Raw genomic sequence first — 23267 nt, 5'->3', positions numbered from 1 at the left:
TCCCTTATCTTTACATCGTAAAGATGAATTAGGGCCGATCGCTGCGAGCGTCAAGTGAAATCTTTACACTGTCAATATTGCGTCATATAGCTTGCAAATGGCCAAGACCGACACCAACGGCGAAACGGCGCGAAGCTCGCGTGCACCCAGAAAAACGACTTCGACCGCGGCATCGCGTCCGGCGCCTCGCGCGACGAGTGCGAAGACCGAGACGCCCTACCATCACGGCGCCCTGCGCGAGGCGCTGCTCCAGGCCGCCGAAAGGGTGCTGGAGCGAGACGGGCTTTCCGGCCTGACATTGCGCGCGGTGGCGCGTGAGGCGGGCGTTTCGCATGCAGCGCCGACCCATCATTTCGGTGATCTCACCGGTCTGCTCAGCGAGCTTGCGGCCGTCGGGTTTCGCCAGTTCAACGCGGCGATGGCGTCGTCCTGCGATGCTGCCACCACGCCGCTCGCGCGCGCGCTGGCGCGGCCGAAAGCCTATGTCGCCTATGCGCAAGCCCACCCCGGCATGTACGGCATCATGTTCCGCACCGAGCGCCTCGACTATTCCAGGCCGTCGCTGCACGAGGCGGCCGAAGCCTCCTTCGCCGGGCTCGCCAATGCCATCGGCATGATGCGGCAGGAGCAGATCAGTGGCGATGCGCTGACGCTGAACCAGGGCGCCGCCATCGCGCGCGCCTGGTCGATGGTGCACGGTTTCACCATGCTGCTGCTCGACGGGCGGCTGGAGGATATTCTGGGGCGCCTGCCCGAGGGCACGACGCCCGAACGGCTGCTCGAGGCGATGCTGATGGCGCCGATCACGGGAAAGCTGCCCGGTCCCTGATCCATCCGGCCGAACGCAACTCCCGCCATCGTCGGGCGTTGAGGCTGCATGGCAAGATCACCCCGTGCCCCCTGGAAACGCCAGAACCCGCGCAAGCGCGCCGGCAAGGCATCCAGGCATCTCAGCCCCGCGCAGAAATCGGCCGCGAAGGCAGGCGCGCGCCGCGCCGGGCGCCGCTATCCCAACCTCGTTGACAACATGCGCATGGCAGCGAAGAAGACCTCGAAGGCGAAAAAGTCAGCCAAGAAGACATCAGCCAAGACATCAGCCGGGAAGACATCGGCGAAAAAGGCTCGCAGGCGCACCGCGAAGAAGACAGCGAAGAGCGCGCGCAAGCGTAGCACCTCGGCGCGCGAAAAGGATCCGCGCGGAGGTCTGACAGCGGCAGGCCGCAAGGCCTTTGCGCGCAATCAGGGTGCCCGCCTGCGACCGGGCGTCACCAAGAAACAGTCCGAGATGACACCGCAGGAGATGCGGCGGAAGGGAAGCTGGGCGGTGCGCTTCTATGGCCGCGCGAAATTGCCGCCGCTCGTGGACGCAAACGGACGGCCGACCCGGCACGCGTTGTCGGCGCATGCCTGGGGCGAGCCCGTTCCGACGACGGTGGCGGCGGCGCGGCGGATCGCCGCGAAGGGCGAGCGGCTTCTGGCGCGCTATCGGCGGGCCACGGCGAGGGCTTAGCGCCGAGAGCTCAGCGCATCGTTGCCAGCTCGACGGCGCGGCCGCTTGCGCCGACGATCTTCACCTCGTCCTTGCCGCAAATGAAGCCGCGGGCGAAATCGTCGGCCGCCTTGCGTGCGAGCTCGTTGCCGTTCGGATTGGCGATGGCATCGACATAGGCGACGTGACAGACCGGCCCCGGCGGCAGCCGGGTCACCACGAGCATGGCCTTGGTGTTCGGCCGACCCTGCTTGTCGGGATCGGATCCGTCGGCGATGTGCCAGCGCTGGATCATCGCAAACGGCTTGGTGCCCGCTGTGCGCCATTCGACGGTGGTCTCCGACGAATTGAACGGCGCGAACCAGACTTTTGCCGCCGGTTCCTCGGCCGCGGCCTTGCGATTGCGGCCGACGGAGACGATTTCGCGAAGATCGTCCTCGGCAATCAGGACCACGAGACCATCCTTGCCCTTGCAGACCCGCGTGGTGCTGCCGTCGAGCTCGCTGGGCTTGCCGATCTGGCGGCAATCCTTCGGCGCCGTCGAGGTATAAGTGCTGCCCACGAATTGGGCGTCGGCGCGGTCGAGACCGGTGCACATCAGCAACACGGCCAGGCCTGCGGTGGTGATGCGGATCATGATGACGCCTTTGATCGAGCGGGAACTCCGTACCATCAGACGTCTTGATTGTGGGCAAGGTTCAAACAAGGCCGACAGGCACCTGACAGCGGCGCGGAATCGTTCTAGAAGAGCGGCTTCGCTTGGGCCGATCCGGCCTCGTTCGCGTCCTCGTTCCCTTGATCATGCCAGCCATCTCCTCGCAAAAACCATATCGCGTCGGCCGCTCCAAAACCGGACTCGGCCTCTTCGCCACCAAGCCGATCAAGAAGGGCACCCGGATCATCCGTTATTACGGACCGATCCTGGACTCGCGGATCCCGGAACACGACGACATCGAGAACAAGTACCTGTTCGAGCTCAACGGCCGCTGGACCATCGACGGCTCGGTGCGCAAAAATCTCGCGCGCTACATCAACCATTCGTGCCGGCCCAACGCCGAATCCGACGTCCGGCCGCGCGAGCGCAAGGTCTTCATCCGCGCCATCAAGAACATCGAGCCGGGCGACGAGATCAACTACGATTACGGCACCGACTATTTCAAAGCCTATCTGAAGCCGATCGGCTGCAAGTGCGAGTCGTGCGAGAAGAAGCGCAAGAAGCTGCGCGCCGAGGCACGGGCCGAACGCGCCAAGGTGAAGGCGCGCGCGGAGCGCAAGGCCGAGAAAGCGGGGGCCAAGGACCTTGCGAACAAGGACACCAAGAGCAAGGGCCTCAAGAACAAGGCTGCGAAAAAGAAGAAGCTGAACGGCCATGCCGTTGTCGGGGCGAACGGCCGTGCGCGGGCGTAGCGCTGCGGCATGCCCCGGCTGACCGGCGCATCTGTCGATCGCCTCTGGAATACTGGTCGCCCGGTCAAGCCGGGCGACGATCGCGAGTGGTGAGCCGCTCAGTCCGAGCCTCACGCCGCCGCCACACTCCCGCTCCGGCGCAAACCCACATATTGCAGCTCGGCAAACACGCCGGTCGCGATCGCCTGCGCCACGACCATGAGCTCGCCGGCGAGGTTCGGCGACACCGTGCCCGAGAGCAGCAGCGCGATGCTGCCGACCGTCCAGGCCGCATTGCCGACCACGACCAGCAGCACGAGCGGCTTCGGCACCACTGTGCGCGAGGCAAGCCAGCCGACCAGTACGGTATAGGCGATCAGGAACAGGCCGGTCTCGCGCAGCAGCGCTTCGGGCAGGTTGAACATCGCCGCGAACGAGCTGGCGCCGAGGGTGAAGCCGAGGGCGGCGACACCGCTGAAGATCGCGTCGGCGAGCAGTGCGCGGCGCAGGAAGGTGGATGCGTCGATCATCGTGGTCTCCATGGTTGGGTTGGGCTCGGGAAAAAACTCAGCGCAATCCGCGCCACCAGGCGCGTAGCAGGCGGGCCAGGCGGAACGGGCAGAGGCTCCTGCCGATGCCGTGCTCGAAAGCCGTGACCTGCGCGACGACATAGTCTCCGGTCGAATGCACCAGCGGCTCGGGCACGTTGAGGCTGCGTGCCAGCATCCGGGTTGCTAACGCCATGGCCCAGGGGGCGAGGTGGTCTGCGACGGTCCGGTAGAGCAGCAATGCGATCATGGTCATCTCCTGTTGCGACCGAAGATGCGCCGGTCCGAGGACCAATTCGATTACCTCCGACGTAATGGAAGGGCGGAAATTCGCATGCTAGGTTTCCGACCATGAACGCACATGCATCGACGGCACACACCGAGCGCAGCCAGCCGATCCATATCGGCGACCATTTGCGTGAATGGCGGCAGCGCCGCCGCATGAGCCAGCTCGATCTCGCAGGCGAGGCCGAGATCTCGGCGCGGCATTTGAGCTTCGTCGAGACCGGCCGTGCCGCGCCCTCGCGCGACATGGTGCTCAGGCTCGCCGAGCGCCTCGACGTGCCCTTGCGCGAACGCAACGTGCTGCTGGTCGCGGCCGGCTATGCCCCGGCCTTTCCGCAGCGCCCGCTGGAGGATCCCGCCTTGAAATCAGCCCGCCAGGCGATCGACCTCGTCCTCAGGGCGCACGAGCCAAATCCGGCGCTGGCCTATGACCGGCACTGGAATCTGGTCTCCGCCAACCGCATGCTGGCGCCGCTGCTCGCCGGCATCCCGCAGCGGCTGCTGGGCCAGCCCTTCAACGTGTTGCGGCTCGCCTTTCATCCCGAAGCGCTTGCGCCGCGCACGGTCAATCTTGCGGAATGGTGCGGGCATCTTCTGGAGCGGCTGCACCGGCAATGCGAGGCGACGGCCGATCCCGAGCTGATCAAGCTCTACAATGACCTGAAGAGCTATCCGATCCCGGCGCGCGCGGCACCGCTGTCGAGCGAAAATGTCGCGATCCCCTTCAAGCTGCGCCACGATGGGGAGATACTAAGTTTCTTCTCCACCACCATGGTATTCGGCACGCCCGTCGACATCACGCTGTCGGAGTTGGCTCTGGAAACCTTCTTCCCGGCGGACGAGCGCACGGCCGAGCGGCTCCGACAAATGGCAGCAGCCATGAGCTAGCGCCCTTGCCTCGGAACGGGTTCTGCTTATCTTTGGGCGAACCTTTACCGTCCGAAGGAGGCGCCCGACATGAGCACGCTGAAACCGCTTCAGATCGACGTCGTCTCCGACGTGGTGTGCCCCTGGTGCTACATCGGCAAGCACCGGATCGAGAGCGCGCTGGCGCTCGTTCCGGACGTTCCGGTCAAGCTCAATTTCCGTCCCTTCTTCCTCAATCCCTGGGTGCCGCGCGAGGGCATCAGCCGCGAGGACTATCTCACCAAGAAGTTCGGCTCGGTCGAGGCCTATAAGGGCATTGCGGGGCGTGTCGTTGCAGCCGCAAGCGAAGAGGGCCTCCTCTACCGGCCCGAGCTCGTCGCGCGCCAGCCCAACACGACCGACTGCCACCGCCTGATCCTCTGGGCCGAGGCGATCGGCAAGGCGCCCGAGATGAAGCAGCGCCTGATGGAGCTCTACTTCCGCGACGGCGGCGACCTCACCGACGTGAACGTGCTGGTGCAGGCGGCTGCCGATGTCGGCCTCGATGCCGGCGACGTGCGCAAGCGCCTTGCGACCGACGAGGACGTCGCGCGCGTATCGGGCGACGCACAGGAGGCCGCCGAGAAGGGCATCTCCGGCGTGCCGACCTTCGTGTTCGCGCAGAAATACGCGGTCTCCGGCGCGCAGGATCCGAACATGCTCGCGCGCGCCATCCGCGAGGTCTCGGCGGAGATCAACGCGCAGGCGGCGGAGTAGGAGCTATCCTATTTGCGAACCAGGCGGACTGCGCGGCGCGCCGCTGCGTATGCGATGCCGTGCGCCGCGAGCGCCCCGTGAATGAGCGCCACGACCGGATCGTTCCGCCGCAGCGGGATCAGCACGTCCCCGATTGCGAAGCGTCCCCGCCAGATCGGGTTGATCATGGGGTGGTCGGCGCTCGCCGTGGAATCCGCGCTGGCGATGGCGGGGTCGGCACAGAGGTGGCGGGTGAGCTCGAGCGTGAGCTGCACCCCCGGCGAATATCTTGCAAAGCGCTCGTCGATGCCGAGCTTGAAGAAGAAGGCGCGGTCCCGATGCCGCAGCACGATGCCGGCGGCGACCGGAATCGCGCCGGCGCGAAGCGTGATGACCTCGCACTGCGCGGTCTCTGCCAGCGCGAGAACCGCGCGGCGGATGAAGGCGGCATCGCCTGCATGCTGGACCAGCGCGGTGCCGCGCTTGCCTTTCCAGCCACTGGCTTCGAGCTGCAGGAATGTTTCGAGCGCAGCTCCGATCTCGTCGGGTCTGCGCGCGACGTCGAACACGACGGCGCCGTGTTCTTCGAGACGATGACGCTGGCGGCGCAGTTCCTTGAGCTTCCTGGCGCCGAGCGCGTCACGAAGCAGTGATTCGCCGTCCTGCGTCGCGTCGAGACTGGCGCGGACGTAGGAAGAGAGGATACGCGGCTTCAGGCCGTCGCGATCGAGAACTTGCCTGAGCGAATTCATCGCCGCGCCGTCGAGCGCAATATCGTTCAGCACCAGCGCATGCGCGCCGGCATCGCGAGCATGCTGCAGCAGCCGCGTCGCCGCCTCGATCGGAGCCTCGCGGTCGATCAGAGGGCTGCACAGCGTGCCGTAGGGATGCGCGCTCACCAGAGCGGGCAGGGGAATCCTCCAGGCGCGCCAGAGCGACATCACGGGCATCAGCCCGATCAGCCGCGATCCGTCGAACGCGGGAAGCGCTTCGGCGTCCGTGCGACCGCGCGCGGATGCGCTGACGGCGAGCTCCCAGCCCGGCAGGTAATATCCGTTCGGCTCGATCGTGTGCTGCGCCAGCGCGCGCCACTGGCCGGCTTCGATCGCCGTGAGCGGGACGAGCGCGCGCACAGCCTCGGCATGCTTTGCCGATGCCGGATTGATCGCAGCCTGGTGCGCGATATCGACCACGTCCCGTCGTCCCCGTTCAGGAGGCCATGCTTAGCGCAAAGATTGGAAAATACCGTTGGGACGCCGCTTCAATTCGAGCGGTAACATTAACGTCTCATCAAGCATCCGGCGGCAGCCGCCGGATGCGCCATGGAATCTCGGAGCTACTGCTCGCCCGGCACGAAATGATCGCGGGCGCTTGCGCGTCCGCCGCCGGCGGTCTCGATGATGGCGATGTCGACGTCGCGGGAGGTCTTCGGCAGGTCGCCGGGGCCGATCTGCACCGACAGCCTGACCTCGCGGGTCTGATCCTGCCCGACCTCGATGACGGGCTTTCCGTCGGAGCTGGCTTCGATGCCGGCGACGCGAATGGTTGCGCCGGGCAGACCGGAGACCTCGATCGCAAACGATCGCTGCGCGCCCTTGTTCAGGATGCGGACGGTGTAGTCGTTGCGCACCCCGCCGTCCGAGAGCTGGACGAAGAGGGGATTGCGCTCATGCAGCACGTTGACGTCCATCGTCGCGCGGGTGGCGAGCGCATAGATCATGATGCTGCCGACGATGGCGATGGCCGCGACATAGACCAGCGTGCGCGGACGGATGATTCGGTAGAGCGGTGCCTTGCCCTCGCGCCGGCGCTGCATATTGATGTCGGTATCGTAGCCGATCAGGCCGGCGGGCCGGCCGATCTCGCGCATCACGTTGTCGCAGGCGTCGATGCACAGGCCGCACTGGATGCAGCCGAGCTGGATGCCGTGGCGGATGTCGACCCCGGTCGGGCAGACATTGATGCACTGATGGCAATCGACGCAGTCGCCGGCGAAATCGCCATGCGCGCGGGCTGCGTCCGCCTTCTTCACCGACATGCGCGGCTCGCCGCGGTCGCGCCGATAGGTGACGTTGAGCGCCCATTCGTCCGTCAGCGCCGCCTGGATGCGCGGCCACGGGCACATGTAGATGCACATCTGCTCGCGGGCGTGACCCGCGAAGACATAGGTCGTGGCGGTGAGGATGCCGATCCAGAGATAGGCGATGAACGGGGCCTGGAAGGTGGCGAGCTCCTTCACAAGCGTCGGTGCATCGGCGAAATAGAGCACCCATGCGCCGCCGGTCCACCAGGCGATCATGATCCAGAGAAAGTGCTTCAGTGCGACCTTCCGGACGTGATCGAACGTCCAGTAGCGCTTGTCGCCCTGCATGCGCTCGCGCCGGTCGCCCTCGACCCAGCGCTCGACGGCGTAGAACAGGTCGGTCCACACCGTCTGCGGGCACATGTAGCCGCACCAAACCCGTCCCGCGACCGCATTCATCAGGAACAGCGTCATCGCCGCGATGATAAGCAGACCGGTGAAATAGTAGACCTCCTGCGGCCAAAGCTCGATGAAGAAGAAGTAGAAGCGGCGGTGCGGAAGATCGACCAGCACGGCCTGGTCCGGCAGGCCGGGCCCGCGATTCCAGCGTAGGAAGGGCAGGAGATAATAGGTCCCGAGCGTGACGCAGAGGATCGCCCATTTGATGCGACGGAAAGGGCCGTGGACGGATTGCGGATAGACCTTTCTCCGCTTCTCGTAGAGAGGTCCCTCGATGAAGGTGTCGTCGGTCATGGTCGGCCTCTGCAATCTGTCCGAATGGTCTCACGCAATCTCGGCGACGACTTGCTTCAGCAATTCGCGAACCTGTCCGGCGACGGCGCCGAGCTTCGGGTTCTCGATCGCCGCCATCGAGGCGACGGGATCTACAGCCGAAATCTCGACCTTGCCGCCCTCGCGCTGCTGAACTACGACGTTGCAGGGGAGCATCGTGCCGATCTTGTCCTCGAGGGTCAGCGCCTCATAGGCAAGCTTGGGATTGCATGCTCCGAGGATGAGATATGGCCGAAACTCGGCCCCGAGTTTCTTGTTCAGGGTATCCTTCACGTCGATCTGGGTGAGCACGCCGAAGCCATGGTTCTTCAGCGCTGCGGTCGTGGCCGCAACCGCTGCGTCGAACGGCAGGTCGACCGTTTTCGAGAAGTGATAGGTCATGGACTGTCTCCGTCGAATTGCACTGATTTCTCCGCTGCGCTCACGAGAACGCGCAGCCGCTGCTCAGGCCAAGCTTCTTGAACACGATCGCAGCGGGGCAGAAGCCCGTGAACGAGGCCTGCAACAAGTTCAGCCCGGCGAACGCTGTCAGCAGGTACCAGTACGCATTCACGTAGGTGCCCAGCGCGAGTCCGAGCAGGACGACGAAACCTGCGAAGGCGAGAACGGCTTTATCGAGATTCATGGCATGCTCCTGTTTGAGTCTGTTGGCATTACGAATGGGTCAGGCTGGCCTGGGTCCAAGCCACGATGCTGCGTGCATCCATCGCGCCGGCGTGGCGGGCGATCTCGCGGCCGCCGCGCATCAGCAACAGCGTCGGGATGCCGCTGATGTTGAGGCGCGACGACAATGCAGGAGCGTTGTCCGAATTGAGCTTCAACAGCCGGATCTGCGGCTCCAGTTGCTGCGCGGCGCGCTCGAACATCGGCGCCATGGCGCGGCATGGCCCGCACCAGGGCGCCCAGACGTCGACCAGAACGGGAATGTCGCTGTTGTCGACATGGCGACCAAAGGCTTCCTCGTCCACCTCGATGGGGTGGCCGGTGAACATCGGCTGGTGGCAGGCGCCGCAGCGCGCGCCTTCCGGCGTACGCTCGACTGGAAGGCGGTTGGTCCGCCCGCAATGCCCGCAGACGATCTGGCGTGTCTCGCTCATGTGCCCGTCCGGACCTCCTTGATCTTGGCGATGTTCAGCTTGTCGAGCAGGAAGCGCTCATAGAACGGCTCGCTCTCGCCGCGTCGCATCTTGCGGAGGAAATACTTCTCGAAGGCGACCTTGGCGTAGTGCACCCACTCGCCCTTGGACGACCAGTTGACATTGCGCGGCGGGATCTGCGGCTGCGCCAGGAAGGCGACGCCGGAATCGCCGAAATCGGCAAGGCAGATCGCATTCCAGGTCGGCTGCGCGCTCGGCTCCTTGCCCCGGAGCAGGGCGCCGATATTCAGCGCGGTCGCGGTCACCATGGATTCGATCATGAAGCCCGTTTTCGGCACGCCGACCGGCACCGGGGTCGCCCCGACCGGAGCGATCGCAACGCACACCCCGACCGCGAAGACGTTGGGGAAGGCGGGGTTGCGCTGGTGCTTGTCGACGACGACGAAGCCGCGCGGGTTGGTCAGCTTGTCGATGCCGCGAACCGCCTCGACGCCGCGGAACGCCGGCAGCATCATCGAATAGGCAAAGGGCAGCTCGTGTGTCTTGCGCACCGCGCCGTCGTCACCGAGCTCCTCGACGACCATCTTGCCCGCTTCGACGCCCTTGACGCGCGCGTTGGTAATCCACTTGACGTGCTTCTCACGCATCTCGCTTTCGAGAAGGCCCTTGGTATCGCCGACGCCGTCAAGGCCGAGGTGGCCGACATAGGGCTCCGAGGTGACGAACGTCATGGGGACCTGGTCGCGTAGCTTGCGCCGGCGCAACTCGGTTTCCAGTATGAACAGGAATTCGTACGCCGGGCCGAAGCAGGACGCGCCCTGGACCGCGCCTATCACGACCGGGCCGGGGTTGGCTGCAAGCTTTTCGAATGCGTCCTTCGCGTGCGAGGCGTGGTCTACGTGGCAGATTGATTGCGTGTGGCCTTGCGGGCCCAGGCCGGGAATCTCGTCGAAGGCAAGCTCAGGCCCCGTCGCGACGACAAGATAGTCGTAGTTGATCGACATGCCATCGCCGAGCTCGACGCGATTCTCGGTCGGGTGCACGCGCTTGGCGCCCTGCGTCAGCAGGCGCACGCCCTTGCGCTTCATGATGTCAACGAGATCGATCTCGATCTCGCTGCGCTTTCGCCAGCCGACTGCCACCCAAGGGTTCGATGGGACGAAGTGATAGACCGCGCCCTGCGAGATCACGCTCACGCGGTCGTCCTTTCCGAGCTGGGGCAGCAACTCATAGGCCATCAGCGTCCCGCTAAGACCGGCTCCAATTACGACAACTTCCGCCATAGGTTACCTCCACTGGTGAGCGGCTCCGCCAGTTGCGCCCTGGCCGTTCCGCCGCGATGCTTGACTATATATTCATATATTCGTATATACGCAAGTATGAAAATAGATAGCGAAACCATGGCGCGGGCGGCGGACCATGCGAGCGACCTCTTGAAGGCGCTGTCCAACCGGCACCGGCTCCTCATCATCTGCCAGCTCATCGATGGCGAGCGTTCGGTCGGCGAACTTGCCGAGTTCCTGAACCTGCGGGACTCCACGGTCTCTCAGCATCTTGCGCTCCTCCGCAAGGATGGCCTGGTGTCCTCGCGTCGCGACGCGCAGACGATCTTCTATTCGATCGCGAGCGAGCCGGCCCGCGAGATCCTGAAGACGCTCTATCAGGTGTTTTGTGCACCCAAGTCCGCAAGCAAGTCCGCAAGGTCGAAATGAAGTCTACGAGCACCCAAGTTGCGGCGCGTTGAGCAAGATCAACGCCCCACCCGATAAAGCTGACGATATGACAGAGGACACCGCGCCGCGGTGTAACGGTTCCATGATGACACGGACACGCCCCATGCGACTCCTAGGATTGTTGGCGGTTCTCGCAGCCACCGCCCTGCAGAGCGGTCTCGCCGCGGCGGAAACGCTCACCGTGGCGCAGCACTCCGTCGCCGACGAAAAGGCCGTGTTTGCAACGGTGGAGAGTGTCAGCGTTGTGCCCGCTCGTGGACGCATCGGCGGAATTGTGGTCCAGCTTAATGTCAGGGAGGGGGATCCTGTGACCGCCGGCCAGGCGATCGCGACCATTGGTGACGAGAAGCTGGCCCTTCAGATGAAGGCCCTGGATGCGCAGATCGAGGCGCTCCAGGCTCAGGCCAATCAGGCGCAGATCGATTTCACGCGCATTGAGGGTCTGGTCGAGCGCGGCACGCTCCCGCGCGTCAAGCTTGACGAGGCCCGGACCGCGCTGAACGTGGCCGATAACGGGCTGCGCGCGAAGACCGCCGACCGCAGCGTGATCGCGCAGCAGCTCAGCGAGGGTCAGGTGCTGGCGCCTTCCGGTGGCCGGGTGTTGAAAAAGCTCGTCACTGTCGGCTCTGTGGTGATGTCCGGAGACGCGATCGTCACCGTCGCGCAGCAGCATTTCAAGTTGCGGTTGAGGGTGCCGGAGCGGCACGCACGGCTGCTCAAAGCCGGCGACAGGATTCGAGTCGACGGCGCCGAGTTTGGCGAGGAGGCGTCCAAATGGGGCGTGATCGATCTCGTCTATCCGCAGATCGAGGAGGGCCGCGTCATTGCAGACGCCAGCGTCGAAGGTCTCGGCGAATACTTCGTCGGGGATCGGCTGCGGGTGTGGATCTCCGGCGGCACGCGGCCGGCATTCGTCATTCCGGCAGGCTACGTGACGACCCGGTTCGGCATCGACTACGTGCGGCTTCAGGAGGCCAGCGGGGTTATCGACGTGCCGGTGCAGCGCGGACGCGAACTGCCGACGCCCGCGCTCCCCGATGGGCTTGAGATCCTGTCCGGCATCCGTGCCGGCGACCAATTGGTGCGGCCGTGAATCTCGGACTCTCAGGTCGGCTCACCAAGGCGACGATCGCCTCGCCGTTGACGCCATTGTTCCTGCTCGCGTCGCTCGTGGTCGGCCTCATCGCCGTCGTCGTGATCCCGCGGGAGGAAGAGCCGCAGATCAGCGTGCCAATGGTCGATATCCGCGTCAATGCCGACGGCTTGCGCGGGCCCGACGCAGTCGAACTCGTCACCAAGCCGCTGGAAGCGATCGTCAAGGGCATCGACGGCATCGAGCATGTCTATAGCCAGACCGAGGACGACCGCGTGATGGTCACCGCGCGGTTCCTGGTCGGAACGAAGTCGGAGGATGCGATCCTCCGCGTCCATGAGAAGATCCGCGCCAATCTCGATCGCATCCCGGTCGGCATCCCCGAACCGCTGATCGTCGGTCGTGGCATCAATGATGTCGCGGTGACAGTATTGACACTGGCGCCGAAGCCGGAGGCGGCCGGACGCTGGACGGACAAGGACCTATTCGAGCTCGCCGACAAGCTGCGCTCGGAGCTCATAAAGATCGACAGCATCGGACTGACCTACATCTCTGGCGGCGCGGCGCAGCAGATCAGGGTCGAGCCGGATCCGGAGAAATTGTCGCTGTTCGGCGTCACGCTGCAACACCTCGTGGCCAAGGTGAAGGACGCCAATCGTTCGTTCCTGGCCGGCCAGGTCCGCGATGCCGGCGTCGTGCGTAACGTCGCGGCCGGCCAGACGCTCGCGGGTATTCCCGACATTGGGTTGCTCTTGATCTCGACGCGCGACGGACGGCCGGTCTATGTCAAGGACGTGGCCTCAGTCATCATCGGACCAAACACGACCGAGCATCGGGTCTGGAACGACGCGCGCGACGAGAAGGGGCAGTGGTCGCGTGTGCCCGCGGTCAGTCTGGCGCTCGCCAAGCGCGCCGGCGCCAATGCGGTCGTGGTCTCCGCCGACATTGCCCGACGTCTCGAGGGACTGAAGGGGCGCCTCATTCCCGACGACGTTCAGGTGACGGTGACGCGCGACTATGGCGAGACCGCCAACGAGAAGGCCAACGAGCTCCTGTTCCACCTTGGGCTCGCCACGATCTCGATCGTGGTGCTGATTGCGATCGCGATCGGATGGCGCGAGGCCGTCGTGACTTTCGTCGTCATTCCGACGACGATCCTGCTCACGATGTTCGCGGCCAATCTGATGGGCTACACCATCAACCGGGTCAGCCTGTTCGCGCTGATCTTCTCGATCGGCATCCTGGTCGACGACGCCATCGTCGTGGTCGAGAATATCGCGCGGCATTGGGGCATGCGTGACGGCCGGTCGAGATTGCAGGCGACGATCGAAGCGGTGGCGGAGGTCGGCAACCCGACCATCGTCGCCACGCTTACGGTGGTTGCCGCGCTGTTGCCGATGCTGTTCGTGTCCGGATTGATGGGCCCCTACATGGCGCCGATCCCGGCGAATGCCTCGGCGGCGATGCTGTTCTCCTTCTTTGTCGCGATGGTCGTTGCGCCCTGGCTCATGCTCAAGCTGGCGCCGAAAGCTGAGGTCGCAGGGACCCATGCCGCGCACCAGGAAGGACGGCTCGGGCGGCTTTACCGGCGCCTTGCCACTCCCATCGTCCGGAGTAAGCGCGCAGCCTGGATGTTCCTGCTCGGCGTCGGTGTCGCGACACTGTTGTCAATGACGCTATTCGCGACCAAGTCGGTGACGGTCAAGCTGCTGCCGTTCGACAACAAGTCGGAAATCGCCGTCGTTGTCGACCTCCCGGAAGGGGCGAGCCTGGAGGCGACCGAGCGCACGCTGTTCGGCGCGGCGGAGATCGCGCGGCAATTGCCGGAGGCCATCTCGCTACAATCCTATGCCGGCACGCCGGCGCCGTTCAATTTCAACGGCCTGGTGCGGCACTATTATCTGCGCGAAAAGCCCGAAATGGGCGAGCTGCAGGTCAACCTGGCCGCGCGCGGCGAACGCAATCGGGCGAGCCATGATATCGCGCTGGAGCTGCGGCAAAGGCTGAAAGCGCTCGATATCCCAAAGGGCACCAGCATCAAGGTGGTCGAAGTGCCGCCCGGGCCGCCGGTGCTGGCGACGCTGCTTGCCGAAGTCTACGGTCCGGATGCTGCGACGCGCCGCGCTGTGACGGCCGAGCTGAAGAAGGTCTTTGCCGAGGTCCCTTTCATCGTCGATGTCGACGATTCCATCGGCGAGAAGCGGCCACGGCTGCGGCTGTCGATCGATCAGGACCGGCTCGAATTCTTCGGCGTCGAGCAGCGCGACGTCTATGACACGATACAGGCGTTGTTCGGCGGCATCTCGATCGGTTATTCGCATCGCGGCGAGGATCGCAACCCGATCGAGATCGCGGTGCATCTCGGCAAGCGCGACCTCGTCTGGGACGAGGCGCTGGCCTCCACGCCCGTGCCCGCCAACACGGTGCCTGGCAGCAAGACGGTGGTCGAACTCGGGCAGGTCGTTAAGGCGACCGTGGAAGAGGGTTCGCCGACGATCTTCCGTCGTGACGGCCGCTTCGCGGACATGGTGATGGCCGAACTTGCCGGGCGATTCGAAGCGCCACTATACGGCATGCTGGCTGTTGCGGATCGCGTGGATGCCCATGATTGGGGCAAGCTGCCGAAGCCTGCGATCAGCCTGCACGGTCAGCCGACCGATGAATCCCGTCCCACGCTGCTGTGGGACGGCGAATGGGAGATCACATGGGTGACGTTCCGCGACATGGGTGCCGCCTTCGGCGCAGCCATTCTCGGCATCTACGTGCTGGTTGTCGCTCAGTTCAAGAGCTTCCGCCTGCCGCTCGTGATCCTTACGCCCATTCCGTTGACGCTGATCGGCATCCTGCTGGGACATTGGCTGCTGGGCGCGCCGTTCACGGCCACCTCGATGATCGGCTTCATCGCGCTTGCCGGCATCATCGTGCGTAACTCGATCCTGCTTGTCGATTTCATCCGTCACAGCGGCGGGGACGGCAAGTCGCTCCGTGAGGTCGTGCTTGAAGCCGGCGCCGTTCGTTTCAAGCCCATCTTGCTGACCGCACTCGCCGCTATGATCGGCGCGGCGACCATCCTGCTCGATCCGATCTTCCAGGGACTGGCGATTTCGCTTCTCTTCGGGCTTGCGTCCTCGACGCTGCTCACCGTGCTCGTCATCCCTGCGATCTACGTCGCCCTGCGCGCGCCGCACGAGGCGACTTCCACGACGACCAAATCCAGTTAGCGAGGGTTCGATGGACAAGAACTACGTCGATATCACCAGGAATATTTCCGCCAATCTGCGCAAGCTGCGGAGCGACATTCCCAACACCATGAAGGGATTTTCCGCGCTCGCCCATGCCGCCACGCACGACGGCGCGCTGGACAAGAAGACCAAGGAGTTGATCGCGCTGGCGCTCGGTGTCGCCGCGCATTGCGACGGATGTATCGGCTTTCACACCGAAGCACTCGTCAAGCTCGGCGCGACGCGCCAGGAGGTCGAGGAGGCGCTCGGCATGGCCGTCTATATGGGCGGCGGACCGTCGCTGATGTACGCCGCCGATGCGATCGCGGCCTACGAGCAGTTTCAGCAGCAATCGGTCGCCGCCTGACGGCGGTGATCCCATCCAACATGATAACGGGACCGGACGAGTGGTCTCGTCCGGTCCCGCCTGTCATGGCTTCATCGACTACCAGCGATCGCCGACACCGACGCCAACGCTGACGCCGGGCGCCCGGATGCCGATGCCGGCACGCGGACCATCATCCCAGTCGCGATAGGTGCGGCGCTCATAGTAGTGATCGCGCGGCATGGTGGCATAGGAGTCGCGCACGATCACGCGCGCACCGCCCCGGGTGCGATAGCAGTTGCCGGCATCGTCGCAGACCAGCCGCACTTGCTGGACGAGATCGGGGCTGGTGTATTCGCTGCTCGTGTAGATGTCGGCGGCCTTCGCGCCGCTCGCCGTGGCCAAAGCCCCGACGCCAGCCAGCAATGCAATCGTGAATGTCCTCATCATGTCCTCCTCGAAACTGCCCTCGGCGGGACAAGAAGGCGAGGCGGCGATCGTTCCGGCCGAATTACAGGTTTTTCCCGGAACCCGGTCGCTGTCAGCCTGGATTGTTGCTAGATCGGCTCGTAGCTTTCCGACCCGCAGATGTCGTCAGCTTCCGCGCGCCGGCGATCAACCACCTTTCCGCCGGTGATTGTCACGACGTAGGTCTGGGCGCCGAGCGACGAGCCGGTCGCGGAGGTGAGCTGCGCGCGAACGCAGGCGGTCCAGCCCGGTCCCCGCACCTCACGATGGGGCGAGGCGACATGCACCTCGCGCGGATAGGACGTGTTGAGGAAGACGAATTCGATCTGTTCGCGCACCACGCGCTTGACGTCGGGGGGCGGTTCGGGCGGCTGCTGCTCGGCTTCCTTCATGCGCATGAACTCGGGCACCGGCGCGCGGCTGTCGGCGAAGCCGCAGGCACCAAGCGTGAGCGAGCCGGCGAGCAGCGCCGCAAGAGCAATGATCCGCAACATCCGTGAAGGTCCCCTGCGGGCCAACAGATAGGCACGAATGCGATCCGGCGAAGTCCCGGCCGATCAACATTTGCTGAAGCCAAGATCTCCTGAAGACCTGGAGCCCGCGGCATTGGCTATTCCACGATTGCCGGCTAGCTTGTACCCCGGACGAAGGGGATTGCGTCAATGAGGATTTTGGTCTTGGCGGCCGCCGTGCCGGCGCTGGCGGTTGCCTCGGCGCAGGCGCAGATGGGCGGCGGCAGACGCCAGCCCAACGAGGGCCGCCAGAAGGTGGACAACACGCCCAAGGTCGACGAGAAAGCCTACAAGGCCGCACTCGAGCGCATCCCCGAGTCCAAGTAAAAATACGACCCGTGGAGCGGGGCGCGTCCGGCTGAACCTGCCAGGAAGCCGAAGTAACCGAGACGGGCATTGGCGAGTCGGCTGTGCCGACTGCGGCACCGGCAAGCCGGTGTGAGCTGCGCCGGCGTCGTCGCCATCAAGCAATCATCAACGTGATATGGATGCGATGCGAACGATCATTCACATCGTGCGCGTTATTCCACGAAGGCGAGGCCGACGCGCCTGTCGCTGCGCCAAACGGTCCGGCAATTCCGCTCGAAATTGTCGCGCGTGATCGCGAGCGTGAACGATTGCGGCAATGTGACCGGGCCATCGAGGTCGATCGCCGCACCGCCTGCCGACATGTTTCGCACCGTGCACGCGATGCCGCTGTTTTCAAAGGCGATCGTTCCACCCTTGAAAACACGGTAGCGCTGCGCTGTACGCTTCTCGATCATCCGCGTTGATCCATAATGACCTTTGTGAAAATAGTGCATGGAAATTACGTTGAACTAAACTCAATACTGGGGCTACTTGCACTGCGCTTCAGATTTCGTTTACGACGTTGAAGCGGAGATCTGCTCCTCCGACTTTCGCCAGGAACTTTCCTTTATGGCGCTGCGCGCCGATGGAGATATTGATGAAGACCACGCTTTCGCTTCTGTTCGCCGCGGCGCTCTCGCTGTCGTCCGTGCCCGCTCAGGCCACCAAGCTCGATCTCGCGACCATGAGCTGCAAGCAGTTCCTCGAGAGCGGGGACGACACCATCAAGATGGTGCTGACCTGGATGGACGGCTGGTACAAGGGCGACGAGGAAAACGCGATCATCGACACCGACGTGTTCGTCGAGAACGCCAAGCAGTTCGGGACCTATTGCGGCAAGAACCCGAACGTCAGCATCGTGACGGCAGCCGACGAAGTGCTCGGCAAGTAATTTCTCGCGCGCGGCGGTGCGAAGCGCGACCGCAATCGCGTTTCCCGTCGCGTCATGACACCGTCGAAAGCCGCGGTCAGCCTTGCGCTCCGCGGCTTTTTCGTTTCGGATGATGCTCAGCCCGGCAGCATCGCGAACGCGCTCGACACCATCGCCACCGGCTTGTTGTCGGTGGCCGAGAGCAGGGTGACGCGGCCGAAGCTCATGGTGCGTCCGAGCCGTACCACGCGGGCGTCGGCCAGCACGTCCGCGGAGGAGACGGCGCGCATGAAATGCGTGGTCTGGTCGACCGTCGTCATCGGACGATAGCCGCGGTTGGCGGCGAGGTTCGCGATCACCATCGCAGTGTCGGCGAGCGCCATCAGCGCCTGGCCGCAGACCACGCCGCCGTTGCGGCACAGCCGCTCCGAGAACGGCATGCGCAGAAGCGCGGCCGGCTGCCAGTCCGGCACGTCCGGCGGCGGCACGTGCTCGATGCGCTCGACCGAGAGGTTGAGATCCTGGACCCAGGGTGCAAAGACCTCGCCGAGTATGCGTCGGGCCTCAGTGATGCCGAACTCGGCTTCTGGCTGCGATGGCATTGCTGTCGTTCCCTCCCGTGTTGCCGGATGTTTCGGCCATCTTGCGCGGATTGGCACGGCAGAGTCACCCGGTCTGCCGCCGGTCCCTCCGCCGGTCCCTTCGGCTTGAAAATGCCCGACTTCGCCCGATATGATGCCACGGACCGGGTATGGGTGGATGATGTTGCGTCGGTATGTCCTGGTATTTTGTCTGGCCGCGCTCGGCCTGGCGCTGAACGGGTGCACCAGGTGCGGCCCGATCTGGGACGACTGGCTGCACGCGCCGAAATCGTGCAGATCGGACCGGCTCTAGCGGGCCGAGCGGTCGCGATCCGGCCGTGACAACGATGACAAGGCGCGGGCGATCCGCCCTCTATGGATGATCAAGGAGTCAATGATGAAGCTTTTCCGTATGGCCGCGGTGCTGGTGGTGCTGGCGGGACCGGCCTATGCGCAAATGCCCAATATCAATTTGATGCAGGACGGTCCGAGCAAGTCCCCCGAGGAGAAGGCCGCGGAAGCCGAGCGCGACAAGGCCTACAAGGAAACGCTGAAGAAGATCCCGGACTCCAAGGCGTCCAACGATCCCTGGGGTGGCATGCGCTCCGATCCGCCGAAGCAGCCGGCGGCGAAGGCGTCGGCCGCAACTAGCGCGCCGAAGAAGAAATCCGGCACCGCTGCCAATTGACCTCTCTGTCCGATCGGAGGCGGCTGACGCCTTCGATCGGGGACTCCTCTTGGGCGGCTCGCTTCCTACATCCTCCGGGAGCGTTATGTGCGTAGAGGAGGGCAGGACATGGCCGAACGTCCGCGGGATCTCGCCGAGCGGATGGCGCGCAGGCGCAAGCCGGGCGAAGCGGCCGGCGACGGCTATCTGCGCGAGACCTTCACGCTGCCGCGCCCGGCGGCGCGGGAAAGGGCCGAGGCTTTCTTCGCCCGCTACCCCAAGGCCGGCTATATGAGCGCAGTCGAGACCTGGCGCGAGCTGCCCGGCGGCGACATCGAATTCACGATGCGGCGGCTGCCCAGCGCGGATTAGGGTGGCCCTAATCGAAGGTTTCCGCGGTGATGCGGATCCGGAACACGGGCTCCTTGGCCTCGTCCAGCAGCTCCATGTGCCATTCGGAATTTTCCTGGAGCTTGCGGGCGATGCCGGCGGCCATGTCGGCGCAGACGCTGGTCATCTCCTTCCAGGCCAGGTCGCGATCGGCAAATTCCGACGCCTGGTCGGCGCAGCCGGAATAACGGCCGTTCCGGATTCGAAAGAAGTAGAGCGGCATGGCTGACACCGATCGCGCGTGATGGCCCTCCGTCCCCACGGCCATGACCAGACGCAGTCCAATCCCAAACCATCGGCAGATCAATTCCGGGCGGCTACGGAATGCCCTTATGACGCGTCGTGCCGCCGTCGATCCCGGTGCGGCCGATTCAGACCGTGTTGACCAAGCCGTCTTTGCGTCCGATCGCCTTCAGCTCCCGATCGATGCGCAGCTGCACCCGCCGGATCGCCAGGAGGTCGATCCTGGTCTCGGTCCTGCCGGTCTTGACCTGCTCGCCGATGCGGAACTGCCATTGCCAGATTCCGGGAATGGCCGTCTTGGCGACGGTGAATTCAACGCCCCTGTGATTCATGGCCTTCTCCCACGATTCACTTCCATCACTGCAAACATGCTGGCCGGCATAATATTCCGGAGACAAGTAAAATCGGTCGGTAAGCCTCGGAGAATTCACGGCTATCTCGAAAACGCCCGCGCTTTGAAACAAGCGAAATCGAATCTCGAAAGAACAGCCATCGGCGCGACATGGAGCAAGACCTGGTGCAGGATCTGGTGCCCGTGGTTCTCCGACCAAGAACAGAGTTCCTGGGCGGTCACTACGGGGGCGGGGGGAAGCGACGGCATGTGGCTTGCTTGCCCCCGGTGACGGCAAGCAACATGGGCGCGTCATGCTGGGCATCCCCCGTCGCTACTCTCATTTCGTCTTCGGAATCATCCAGTCCGGCCTGACCTCGCTGATCGCGGCGGGCATCGCCAGCTTGCCGGCCGGGAACGCGCTGGTCTTCCTCGCGCACTGGATGGTGTCGTGGCTGATCGCATGGGCTGCGATGCTGCCGATCGTGCTGCTCGCGGCGCCGGCAATTCGTGCCTTCTCGCTGTGGCTGACGCGGGAGGAGGCGGACTCGCAAGCCGGCCGGCCGGCGTGAAAAAACCCCGCTTGGGAGAGCCAAGCGGGGGAGAAGGTTGTTGGAGGCTGAGGTGCTGGGCTGCAACACCATAGCCGCACGACCCTAGCCGGCTCAGCTTACGACAGCCTGACAAGGCCACGAACGGAATCCGGGCCGGCGTGTTCGCCCGTCTCGCAAATAGAAAACCCCGCCCGGGGGGAGCGGGGTTTTCGACTGGGGCATGGAGACCCGGTGTTGGTCCACCGGGCACGCCCAGACTAGGAGGCGAGGCTTACGCGCGCCTGACGATGGCCGCGAGAACGGGGCCGCCAGGCCGCAGACTGGCCCCGCACCGGTCCCAATTTCGACATCCGTTCGCACAACTCAGGACACAAGGGCAGGCGAGATTTCGCACCGTCCGGTGCAGCCATGGGGGAACGTGGCGCGCCGGCAACGGGGTGGCATCATGGACAACGTAGAGCGGTCGTTTGCCGCCGCGACGGCGGCTGGCTTTGTCGTGCTGGTGATCGGCATCGTGCTGCTGGCGCTACTCTAGCGATGCACGCATCTTCTTCCTCAGTACGGATGGCCTGAGGCGGCGCCGTCGGAGCCGGCCTGATCGGCACGCCGGTGGTGAGAGGCCGTTCGACGACGCCATCTTCTTCAAAAGATCGAAAACAACCCCATGCACAGTAGGCGCCGACGAAATGCCATTGAGGGATCAATGGCTTAATTGTGGTAGTGGATACCATAATGGCGCGCAGCCCGGCTGCGACGGCACTCCACGTGGAGCAGATGCTGGGGCTGCCTGCCGACGCGCCTCGGTCGGCTGCGCCCGTTCGCGGCCTTAATGAACGTTGATGGAGTCCAGCGGCAAACGGAGCTCGGCGGCGCGCTCCAGGCGGTCCTTCTTGCGGAACTCGTTTTCCTTGCGCTCGAACTTGATCATCTCCTCCTGCGCCGCCTCCAGGAGGGGATTGCGCCTGCTCGCGACGTGGTGCGCGTTTTCCGTCATGACTGAGATTCCCAGAGTTGCGGTCCCATTCCGGAGAAGGCGGAAGACCGCGAAAAGGTTCGGTGCCACAAGATTACGGAATTCTGCCGGCGTCCGCACCATCCGTCTTTGATGCGCGTCAGCTTCCAGGAGGGGCGGAGATCTCCAGGGTGCTCCGTGAAACGAAAGAGGCCGCCAAGCGAGGCGGCCTCAATTCAGCTTGCGGCGCAGCTTCTCCAGGATGGCGCGCTGCTGATCGATTTGCTCCTGGACCACCTGCCGGGCTTCCTCGGTGCGGGGGGTATCGCCCTCACTTGGAGGTTTCCGGGAGAGATCAATATTGGGTGCTTCTCTTTTTCCCATGCCGGACCACGGAGCCGTTATGTTCGGCGTTGTGTTCGGCAATGATTCCAAATCCGGGGAAGCGCGTCATTAATCCAGGTTAGGCCGCCCCAAAATCAAACCAGGCCGCTGAGGTCGGAAAACAGGTGAGCGCCCAGCCAGCCCCGCACGGGGGCCTTTTCGTTTATCGGAAACTAAAACGCCGCCTGCTTAAATGAAGCGCAGGCGGCGGCTTACCAGCCCCGAGGGGGATGATGCAAAACCCCGGTAAAGATTAGTCTACACGGACCAGGCCGAGGTTCAATGTTCCTGATTCGGAACATCCGCAGGGGCGGGTCACCAGGCAGGGGCACTGGCTCCTTCGAGTTGGAGGGGCGTCGGTGTTGCTACCTCGGAGCCTGCAGACCCGGTGATGAAAGCCACTGATCCACTTGCATCGCCGTTTCGGTCTGGCGCGCTTTCCGGATCATGGCATCCGCCAGGGGGCCGTGAGGAAGCTTATGCGCCTCGTCCTTGAGGCGATTTGCCTCGAGCATGAGGCGGCTCACAAGTGAAAGCTTGGGTCGGTGGGGTTTGGTGCGCGTCAAGGTGCTCTCCGTGAAGGAGGCGGGAGCGCAATACTCTCAGTCACCGATAGATGCCGATGGTGAGGCGGTGATGGGCGACAGTACGCGCTATGCGCGCAGCAAGCGATTCAATTCAATTGCAAAATGAGCCACTGCCAATTTCAAACCAGGGCCCCTGGGGCAGAGCCAGGTTCGTACCTGAACTCAGGTACCGGCCGACCGCCAACCGAGGCAGCCTTACTCCTTCTCGACCTCTATCCGCAGGCAATGTTCGCATCGGAAGACGGAGACCTTGCGGCGCAATCCCGAGGCCCCCAGCGTACTGATATGGGTCATGGCGCGGGTGCAAACCTCGCAGGACCGGGCTGGTCGTTTGACCTCGGACGTTCCCATGGGCGGGTAGAATTGCACATCTCTGTTCTGGGGTCTGAGCAAAATTGCTCACCCACAGCGCCAACCAGCACCGTTCCGCTTTTCGATACACCTAAAAGTTGCTCTGATCGAAACAGGCCGCCGCGGCTTTCAGGCCAGGCTTGGCAAGGGCCTCGATCCCGAACACGAATGAAAGAGGCCGCCAACTGAGGCGGCCCTTACTGAGCGCTATGGGCGGTGCTGCCGCTTGGGGGGCTGGAAGAAGCGCTGGTCGGTAGCTGTGAGGCTGATCCCAACTTTTCTCTAATTCTATGCAGCATGTCGAGAAGACCAGCGCCAGTGACGACGTCCATTTCTTCCGTGGTAAGCTCGCGATGATTGCTGGTCATTTGTCCTGCTCCGAGCCATGGCGACTTTGCGCCGTATGATGTGAGCGGACTATGCTGGTCGACGGG

The 23267-nt window shown here is 64.2% G+C and carries 31 protein-coding genes; 14 read left to right on the top strand and 17 right to left on the bottom strand.

Translation table 11 applies throughout. The annotated features are described in order from the left end of the window. Positions 1 to 97 precede the first annotated feature (97 nt). Both JQ572_RS24150 and JQ572_RS24145 read left to right on the top strand, forming a co-directional pair. Entirely contained in the window at positions 98 to 829 is a 732-nt protein-coding gene (locus tag JQ572_RS24150) for a TetR/AcrR family transcriptional regulator (protein WP_211385306.1), read from the top strand. Positions 830 to 877: 48 nt separating this feature from the next. After that, entirely contained in the window at positions 878 to 1510 is a 633-nt protein-coding gene (locus JQ572_RS24145) for a DUF6321 domain-containing protein (protein ID WP_211385305.1), read from the top strand. A gap of 10 nt (positions 1511 to 1520) precedes the next feature. On the opposite strand, the gene JQ572_RS24140 is transcribed toward JQ572_RS24145, so the two are convergent. Further along, a complete protein-coding gene (locus tag JQ572_RS24140; RefSeq protein WP_211385391.1) occupies positions 1521 to 2126 on the bottom strand; it encodes a hypothetical protein in 606 nt (201 codons plus the stop codon). A 164-nt stretch (positions 2127 to 2290) separates the two neighbouring features. On the opposite strand from JQ572_RS24140, the gene JQ572_RS24135 reads away from it, so the two are divergent. Next, positions 2291 to 2896, top strand: coding sequence for an SET domain-containing protein (locus JQ572_RS24135; protein ID WP_211385304.1), 606 nt, complete (start codon positions 2291 to 2293; stop codon positions 2894 to 2896). A gap of 110 nt (positions 2897 to 3006) precedes the next feature. Here the strand turns inward: JQ572_RS24135 and JQ572_RS24130 are convergent, their stop codons facing one another. After that, positions 3007 to 3405, bottom strand: coding sequence for a hypothetical protein (locus tag JQ572_RS24130; RefSeq protein ID WP_211385303.1), 399 nt, complete (start codon positions 3403 to 3405; stop codon positions 3007 to 3009). A gap of 37 nt (positions 3406 to 3442) precedes the next feature. Next, complete coding sequence (locus JQ572_RS24125; protein WP_211385302.1) at positions 3443 to 3673, bottom strand: hypothetical protein; 231 nt, start codon at positions 3671 to 3673, stop codon at positions 3443 to 3445. Between the two features lie 101 nt (positions 3674 to 3774). On the opposite strand from JQ572_RS24125, the gene JQ572_RS24120 reads away from it, so the two are divergent. Further along, positions 3775 to 4596 (top strand): helix-turn-helix domain-containing protein, encoded by an 822-nt coding sequence (locus tag JQ572_RS24120; RefSeq protein ID WP_211385301.1) that lies wholly within the window; start codon positions 3775 to 3777, stop codon positions 4594 to 4596. A gap of 69 nt (positions 4597 to 4665) precedes the next feature. After that, on the top strand, positions 4666 to 5331 hold the full coding sequence (locus JQ572_RS24115; protein ID WP_211385300.1) for a DsbA family oxidoreductase: 666 nt from the start codon (positions 4666 to 4668) through the stop codon (positions 5329 to 5331). Positions 5332 to 5339: 8 nt separating this feature from the next. Here the strand turns inward: JQ572_RS24115 and JQ572_RS24110 are convergent, their stop codons facing one another. The 6 genes from JQ572_RS24110 to JQ572_RS24085 form a co-directional block, all read right to left on the bottom strand. After that, the gene (locus JQ572_RS24110; protein WP_211385299.1) at positions 5340 to 6503 is read right to left on the bottom strand and encodes a GNAT family N-acetyltransferase; all 1164 of its coding nucleotides are present in this window, start codon (positions 6501 to 6503) and stop codon (positions 5340 to 5342) included. 143 nt (positions 6504 to 6646) lie between these two features. Beyond that, positions 6647 to 8086, bottom strand: a complete 1440-nt coding sequence (gene ccoG, locus JQ572_RS24105; RefSeq protein ID WP_211385298.1) for a cytochrome c oxidase accessory protein CcoG — start codon at positions 8084 to 8086, stop codon at positions 6647 to 6649. Positions 8087 to 8116: 30 nt separating this feature from the next. After that, the gene (locus tag JQ572_RS24100; protein ID WP_211385297.1) at positions 8117 to 8506 is read right to left on the bottom strand and encodes a DUF302 domain-containing protein; all 390 of its coding nucleotides are present in this window, start codon (positions 8504 to 8506) and stop codon (positions 8117 to 8119) included. Between the two features lie 40 nt (positions 8507 to 8546). Next, positions 8547 to 8750 (bottom strand): YgaP family membrane protein, encoded by a 204-nt coding sequence (locus JQ572_RS24095; RefSeq protein WP_211385296.1) that lies wholly within the window; start codon positions 8748 to 8750, stop codon positions 8547 to 8549. Positions 8751 to 8778: 28 nt separating this feature from the next. Further along, the gene (gene trxC / locus JQ572_RS24090; protein WP_211385295.1) at positions 8779 to 9222 is read right to left on the bottom strand and encodes a thioredoxin TrxC; all 444 of its coding nucleotides are present in this window, start codon (positions 9220 to 9222) and stop codon (positions 8779 to 8781) included. Beyond that, entirely contained in the window at positions 9219 to 10505 is a 1287-nt protein-coding gene (locus tag JQ572_RS24085; RefSeq protein WP_211385294.1) for an NAD(P)/FAD-dependent oxidoreductase, read from the bottom strand. The genes trxC and JQ572_RS24085 overlap by 4 nt, the downstream gene beginning before the upstream one ends. Positions 10506 to 10622: 117 nt before the next feature. Between JQ572_RS24085 and JQ572_RS24080 the strand changes: the two genes are divergently transcribed. The 4 genes from JQ572_RS24080 (at position 10623) to JQ572_RS24065 (ending at position 15636) form a co-directional block, all read left to right on the top strand. Further along, positions 10623 to 10934 carry an ArsR/SmtB family transcription factor gene (locus JQ572_RS24080; protein WP_249129227.1) on the top strand — a complete coding sequence of 104 codons (312 nt, stop codon included), beginning with the start codon at positions 10623 to 10625 and terminating at the stop codon, positions 10932 to 10934. A 124-nt stretch (positions 10935 to 11058) separates the two neighbouring features. Next, positions 11059 to 12048, top strand: a complete 990-nt coding sequence (locus JQ572_RS24075) for an efflux RND transporter periplasmic adaptor subunit (protein ID WP_211385292.1) — start codon at positions 11059 to 11061, stop codon at positions 12046 to 12048. Continuing rightward, the gene (locus JQ572_RS24070) at positions 12045 to 15269 is read left to right on the top strand and encodes an efflux RND transporter permease subunit (protein WP_211385291.1); all 3225 of its coding nucleotides are present in this window, start codon (positions 12045 to 12047) and stop codon (positions 15267 to 15269) included. The genes JQ572_RS24075 and JQ572_RS24070 overlap by 4 nt, the downstream gene beginning before the upstream one ends. A 10-nt stretch (positions 15270 to 15279) precedes the next feature. Beyond that, on the top strand, positions 15280 to 15636 hold the full coding sequence (locus JQ572_RS24065; protein ID WP_211385290.1) for a carboxymuconolactone decarboxylase family protein: 357 nt from the start codon (positions 15280 to 15282) through the stop codon (positions 15634 to 15636). Positions 15637 to 15714: 78 nt separating this feature from the next. Here JQ572_RS24065 and JQ572_RS24060 read toward each other — a convergent pair whose 3' ends face one another. Next, entirely contained in the window at positions 15715 to 16044 is a 330-nt protein-coding gene (locus JQ572_RS24060; RefSeq protein WP_211385289.1) for a hypothetical protein, read from the bottom strand. Between the two features lie 107 nt (positions 16045 to 16151). After that, entirely contained in the window at positions 16152 to 16556 is a 405-nt protein-coding gene (locus tag JQ572_RS24055; protein ID WP_211385288.1) for a hypothetical protein, read from the bottom strand. 168 nt (positions 16557 to 16724) lie between these two features. On the opposite strand from JQ572_RS24055, the gene JQ572_RS24050 reads away from it, so the two are divergent. Beyond that, a complete protein-coding gene (locus tag JQ572_RS24050) occupies positions 16725 to 16901 on the top strand; it encodes a hypothetical protein (RefSeq protein ID WP_211385287.1) in 177 nt (58 codons plus the stop codon). A gap of 194 nt (positions 16902 to 17095) precedes the next feature. On the opposite strand, the gene JQ572_RS24045 is transcribed toward JQ572_RS24050, so the two are convergent. Then, positions 17096 to 17338: a PilZ domain-containing protein gene (locus JQ572_RS24045; protein WP_211385286.1), complete on the bottom strand. Its 243-nt coding sequence runs from the start codon at positions 17336 to 17338 to the stop codon at positions 17096 to 17098. Positions 17339 to 17520: 182 nt separating this feature from the next. Between JQ572_RS24045 and JQ572_RS24040 the strand changes: the two genes are divergently transcribed. Continuing rightward, entirely contained in the window at positions 17521 to 17814 is a 294-nt protein-coding gene (locus tag JQ572_RS24040; RefSeq protein ID WP_211385285.1) for an HdeA/HdeB family chaperone, read from the top strand. Between the two features lie 116 nt (positions 17815 to 17930). Here the strand turns inward: JQ572_RS24040 and JQ572_RS24035 are convergent, their stop codons facing one another. Continuing rightward, the gene (locus JQ572_RS24035; RefSeq protein WP_211385284.1) at positions 17931 to 18395 is read right to left on the bottom strand and encodes a PaaI family thioesterase; all 465 of its coding nucleotides are present in this window, start codon (positions 18393 to 18395) and stop codon (positions 17931 to 17933) included. A 376-nt stretch (positions 18396 to 18771) separates the two neighbouring features. Here JQ572_RS24035 and JQ572_RS24030 point away from each other — a divergent pair, with 376 nt between their 5' ends. Then, positions 18772 to 19062 (top strand): hypothetical protein, encoded by a 291-nt coding sequence (locus JQ572_RS24030; RefSeq protein ID WP_211385283.1) that lies wholly within the window; start codon positions 18772 to 18774, stop codon positions 19060 to 19062. Between the two features lie 108 nt (positions 19063 to 19170). After that, positions 19171 to 19413: a hypothetical protein gene (locus tag JQ572_RS24025; protein ID WP_211385282.1), complete on the top strand. Its 243-nt coding sequence runs from the start codon at positions 19171 to 19173 to the stop codon at positions 19411 to 19413. Positions 19414 to 19420: 7 nt separating this feature from the next. Here JQ572_RS24025 and JQ572_RS24020 read toward each other — a convergent pair whose 3' ends face one another. Beyond that, complete coding sequence (locus tag JQ572_RS24020) at positions 19421 to 19654, bottom strand: DUF6894 family protein (RefSeq protein ID WP_211385281.1); 234 nt, start codon at positions 19652 to 19654, stop codon at positions 19421 to 19423. Between the two features lie 148 nt (positions 19655 to 19802). Further along, positions 19803 to 20006 (bottom strand): hypothetical protein, encoded by a 204-nt coding sequence (locus tag JQ572_RS24015; protein WP_211385280.1) that lies wholly within the window; start codon positions 20004 to 20006, stop codon positions 19803 to 19805. A 313-nt stretch (positions 20007 to 20319) separates the two neighbouring features. On the opposite strand from JQ572_RS24015, the gene JQ572_RS24010 reads away from it, so the two are divergent. Beyond that, positions 20320 to 20577 carry a DUF2798 domain-containing protein gene (locus tag JQ572_RS24010; RefSeq protein WP_211385279.1) on the top strand — a complete coding sequence of 86 codons (258 nt, stop codon included), beginning with the start codon at positions 20320 to 20322 and terminating at the stop codon, positions 20575 to 20577. A gap of 808 nt (positions 20578 to 21385) precedes the next feature. On the opposite strand, the gene JQ572_RS24005 is transcribed toward JQ572_RS24010, so the two are convergent. Further along, positions 21386 to 21553, bottom strand: coding sequence for a hypothetical protein (locus JQ572_RS24005; RefSeq protein ID WP_211385278.1), 168 nt, complete (start codon positions 21551 to 21553; stop codon positions 21386 to 21388). A 189-nt stretch (positions 21554 to 21742) separates the two neighbouring features. Further along, positions 21743 to 21937 (bottom strand): hypothetical protein, encoded by a 195-nt coding sequence (locus JQ572_RS24000; RefSeq protein ID WP_211385277.1) that lies wholly within the window; start codon positions 21935 to 21937, stop codon positions 21743 to 21745. Between the last annotated feature and the right edge of the window lie 1330 nt (positions 21938 to 23267).

Origin of the sequence: Bradyrhizobium sp. SZCCT0153 (genome assembly GCF_018129995.1) — a bacterium.
GTDB classification, from domain to species: domain Bacteria; phylum Pseudomonadota; class Alphaproteobacteria; order Rhizobiales; family Xanthobacteraceae; genus Bradyrhizobium; species Bradyrhizobium japonicum_G.
Note: the sequence above shows the minus strand (reverse complement) of the source record. Positions and strands in the feature narration are given on the sequence as shown.

What these genes read in the sequence shown, in the direction of transcription:
- JQ572_RS24005 (WP_211385278.1), bottom strand. Translation starts at nt 21,553, where the DNA reads ATGACGGAAAACGCGCACCACGTCGCGAGCAGGCGCAATCCCCTCCTG.
- JQ572_RS24115 (WP_211385300.1), top strand. Translation starts at nt 4,666, where the DNA reads ATGAGCACGCTGAAACCGCTTCAGATCGACGTCGTCTCCGACGTGGTG.
- trxC (WP_211385295.1), bottom strand. Translation starts at nt 9,222, where the DNA reads ATGAGCGAGACACGCCAGATCGTCTGCGGGCATTGCGGGCGGACCAAC.
- JQ572_RS24075 (WP_211385292.1), top strand. Translation starts at nt 11,059, where the DNA reads ATGCGACTCCTAGGATTGTTGGCGGTTCTCGCAGCCACCGCCCTGCAG.
- JQ572_RS24125 (WP_211385302.1), bottom strand. Translation starts at nt 3,673, where the DNA reads ATGATCGCATTGCTGCTCTACCGGACCGTCGCAGACCACCTCGCCCCC.
- JQ572_RS24025 (WP_211385282.1), top strand. Translation starts at nt 19,171, where the DNA reads ATGGCCGAACGTCCGCGGGATCTCGCCGAGCGGATGGCGCGCAGGCGC.
- JQ572_RS24120 (WP_211385301.1), top strand. Translation starts at nt 3,775, where the DNA reads ATGAACGCACATGCATCGACGGCACACACCGAGCGCAGCCAGCCGATC.
- JQ572_RS24040 (WP_211385285.1), top strand. Translation starts at nt 17,521, where the DNA reads ATGAAGACCACGCTTTCGCTTCTGTTCGCCGCGGCGCTCTCGCTGTCG.
- JQ572_RS24140 (WP_211385391.1), bottom strand. Translation starts at nt 2,126, where the DNA reads ATGATCCGCATCACCACCGCAGGCCTGGCCGTGTTGCTGATGTGCACC.
- JQ572_RS24020 (WP_211385281.1), bottom strand. Translation starts at nt 19,654, where the DNA reads ATGCCGCTCTACTTCTTTCGAATCCGGAACGGCCGTTATTCCGGCTGC.
- JQ572_RS24045 (WP_211385286.1), bottom strand. Translation starts at nt 17,338, where the DNA reads ATGATCGAGAAGCGTACAGCGCAGCGCTACCGTGTTTTCAAGGGTGGA.
- JQ572_RS24150 (WP_211385306.1), top strand. Translation starts at nt 98, where the DNA reads ATGGCCAAGACCGACACCAACGGCGAAACGGCGCGAAGCTCGCGTGCA.
- JQ572_RS24135 (WP_211385304.1), top strand. Translation starts at nt 2,291, where the DNA reads ATGCCAGCCATCTCCTCGCAAAAACCATATCGCGTCGGCCGCTCCAAA.
- JQ572_RS24085 (WP_211385294.1), bottom strand. Translation starts at nt 10,505, where the DNA reads ATGGCGGAAGTTGTCGTAATTGGAGCCGGTCTTAGCGGGACGCTGATG.
- JQ572_RS24100 (WP_211385297.1), bottom strand. Translation starts at nt 8,506, where the DNA reads ATGACCTATCACTTCTCGAAAACGGTCGACCTGCCGTTCGACGCAGCG.
- JQ572_RS24080 (WP_249129227.1), top strand. Translation starts at nt 10,623, where the DNA reads ATGGCGCGGGCGGCGGACCATGCGAGCGACCTCTTGAAGGCGCTGTCC.
- JQ572_RS24015 (WP_211385280.1), bottom strand. Translation starts at nt 20,006, where the DNA reads ATGAATCACAGGGGCGTTGAATTCACCGTCGCCAAGACGGCCATTCCC.
- ccoG (WP_211385298.1), bottom strand. Translation starts at nt 8,086, where the DNA reads ATGACCGACGACACCTTCATCGAGGGACCTCTCTACGAGAAGCGGAGA.
- JQ572_RS24055 (WP_211385288.1), bottom strand. Translation starts at nt 16,556, where the DNA reads ATGTTGCGGATCATTGCTCTTGCGGCGCTGCTCGCCGGCTCGCTCACG.
- JQ572_RS24145 (WP_211385305.1), top strand. Translation starts at nt 878, where the DNA reads ATGGCAAGATCACCCCGTGCCCCCTGGAAACGCCAGAACCCGCGCAAG.
- JQ572_RS24095 (WP_211385296.1), bottom strand. Translation starts at nt 8,750, where the DNA reads ATGAATCTCGATAAAGCCGTTCTCGCCTTCGCAGGTTTCGTCGTCCTG.
- JQ572_RS24030 (WP_211385283.1), top strand. Translation starts at nt 18,772, where the DNA reads ATGAAGCTTTTCCGTATGGCCGCGGTGCTGGTGGTGCTGGCGGGACCG.
- JQ572_RS24035 (WP_211385284.1), bottom strand. Translation starts at nt 18,395, where the DNA reads ATGCCATCGCAGCCAGAAGCCGAGTTCGGCATCACTGAGGCCCGACGC.
- JQ572_RS24060 (WP_211385289.1), bottom strand. Translation starts at nt 16,044, where the DNA reads ATGATGAGGACATTCACGATTGCATTGCTGGCTGGCGTCGGGGCTTTG.
- JQ572_RS24065 (WP_211385290.1), top strand. Translation starts at nt 15,280, where the DNA reads ATGGACAAGAACTACGTCGATATCACCAGGAATATTTCCGCCAATCTG.
- JQ572_RS24130 (WP_211385303.1), bottom strand. Translation starts at nt 3,405, where the DNA reads ATGATCGACGCATCCACCTTCCTGCGCCGCGCACTGCTCGCCGACGCG.
- JQ572_RS24050 (WP_211385287.1), top strand. Translation starts at nt 16,725, where the DNA reads ATGAGGATTTTGGTCTTGGCGGCCGCCGTGCCGGCGCTGGCGGTTGCC.
- JQ572_RS24010 (WP_211385279.1), top strand. Translation starts at nt 20,320, where the DNA reads ATGCTGGGCATCCCCCGTCGCTACTCTCATTTCGTCTTCGGAATCATC.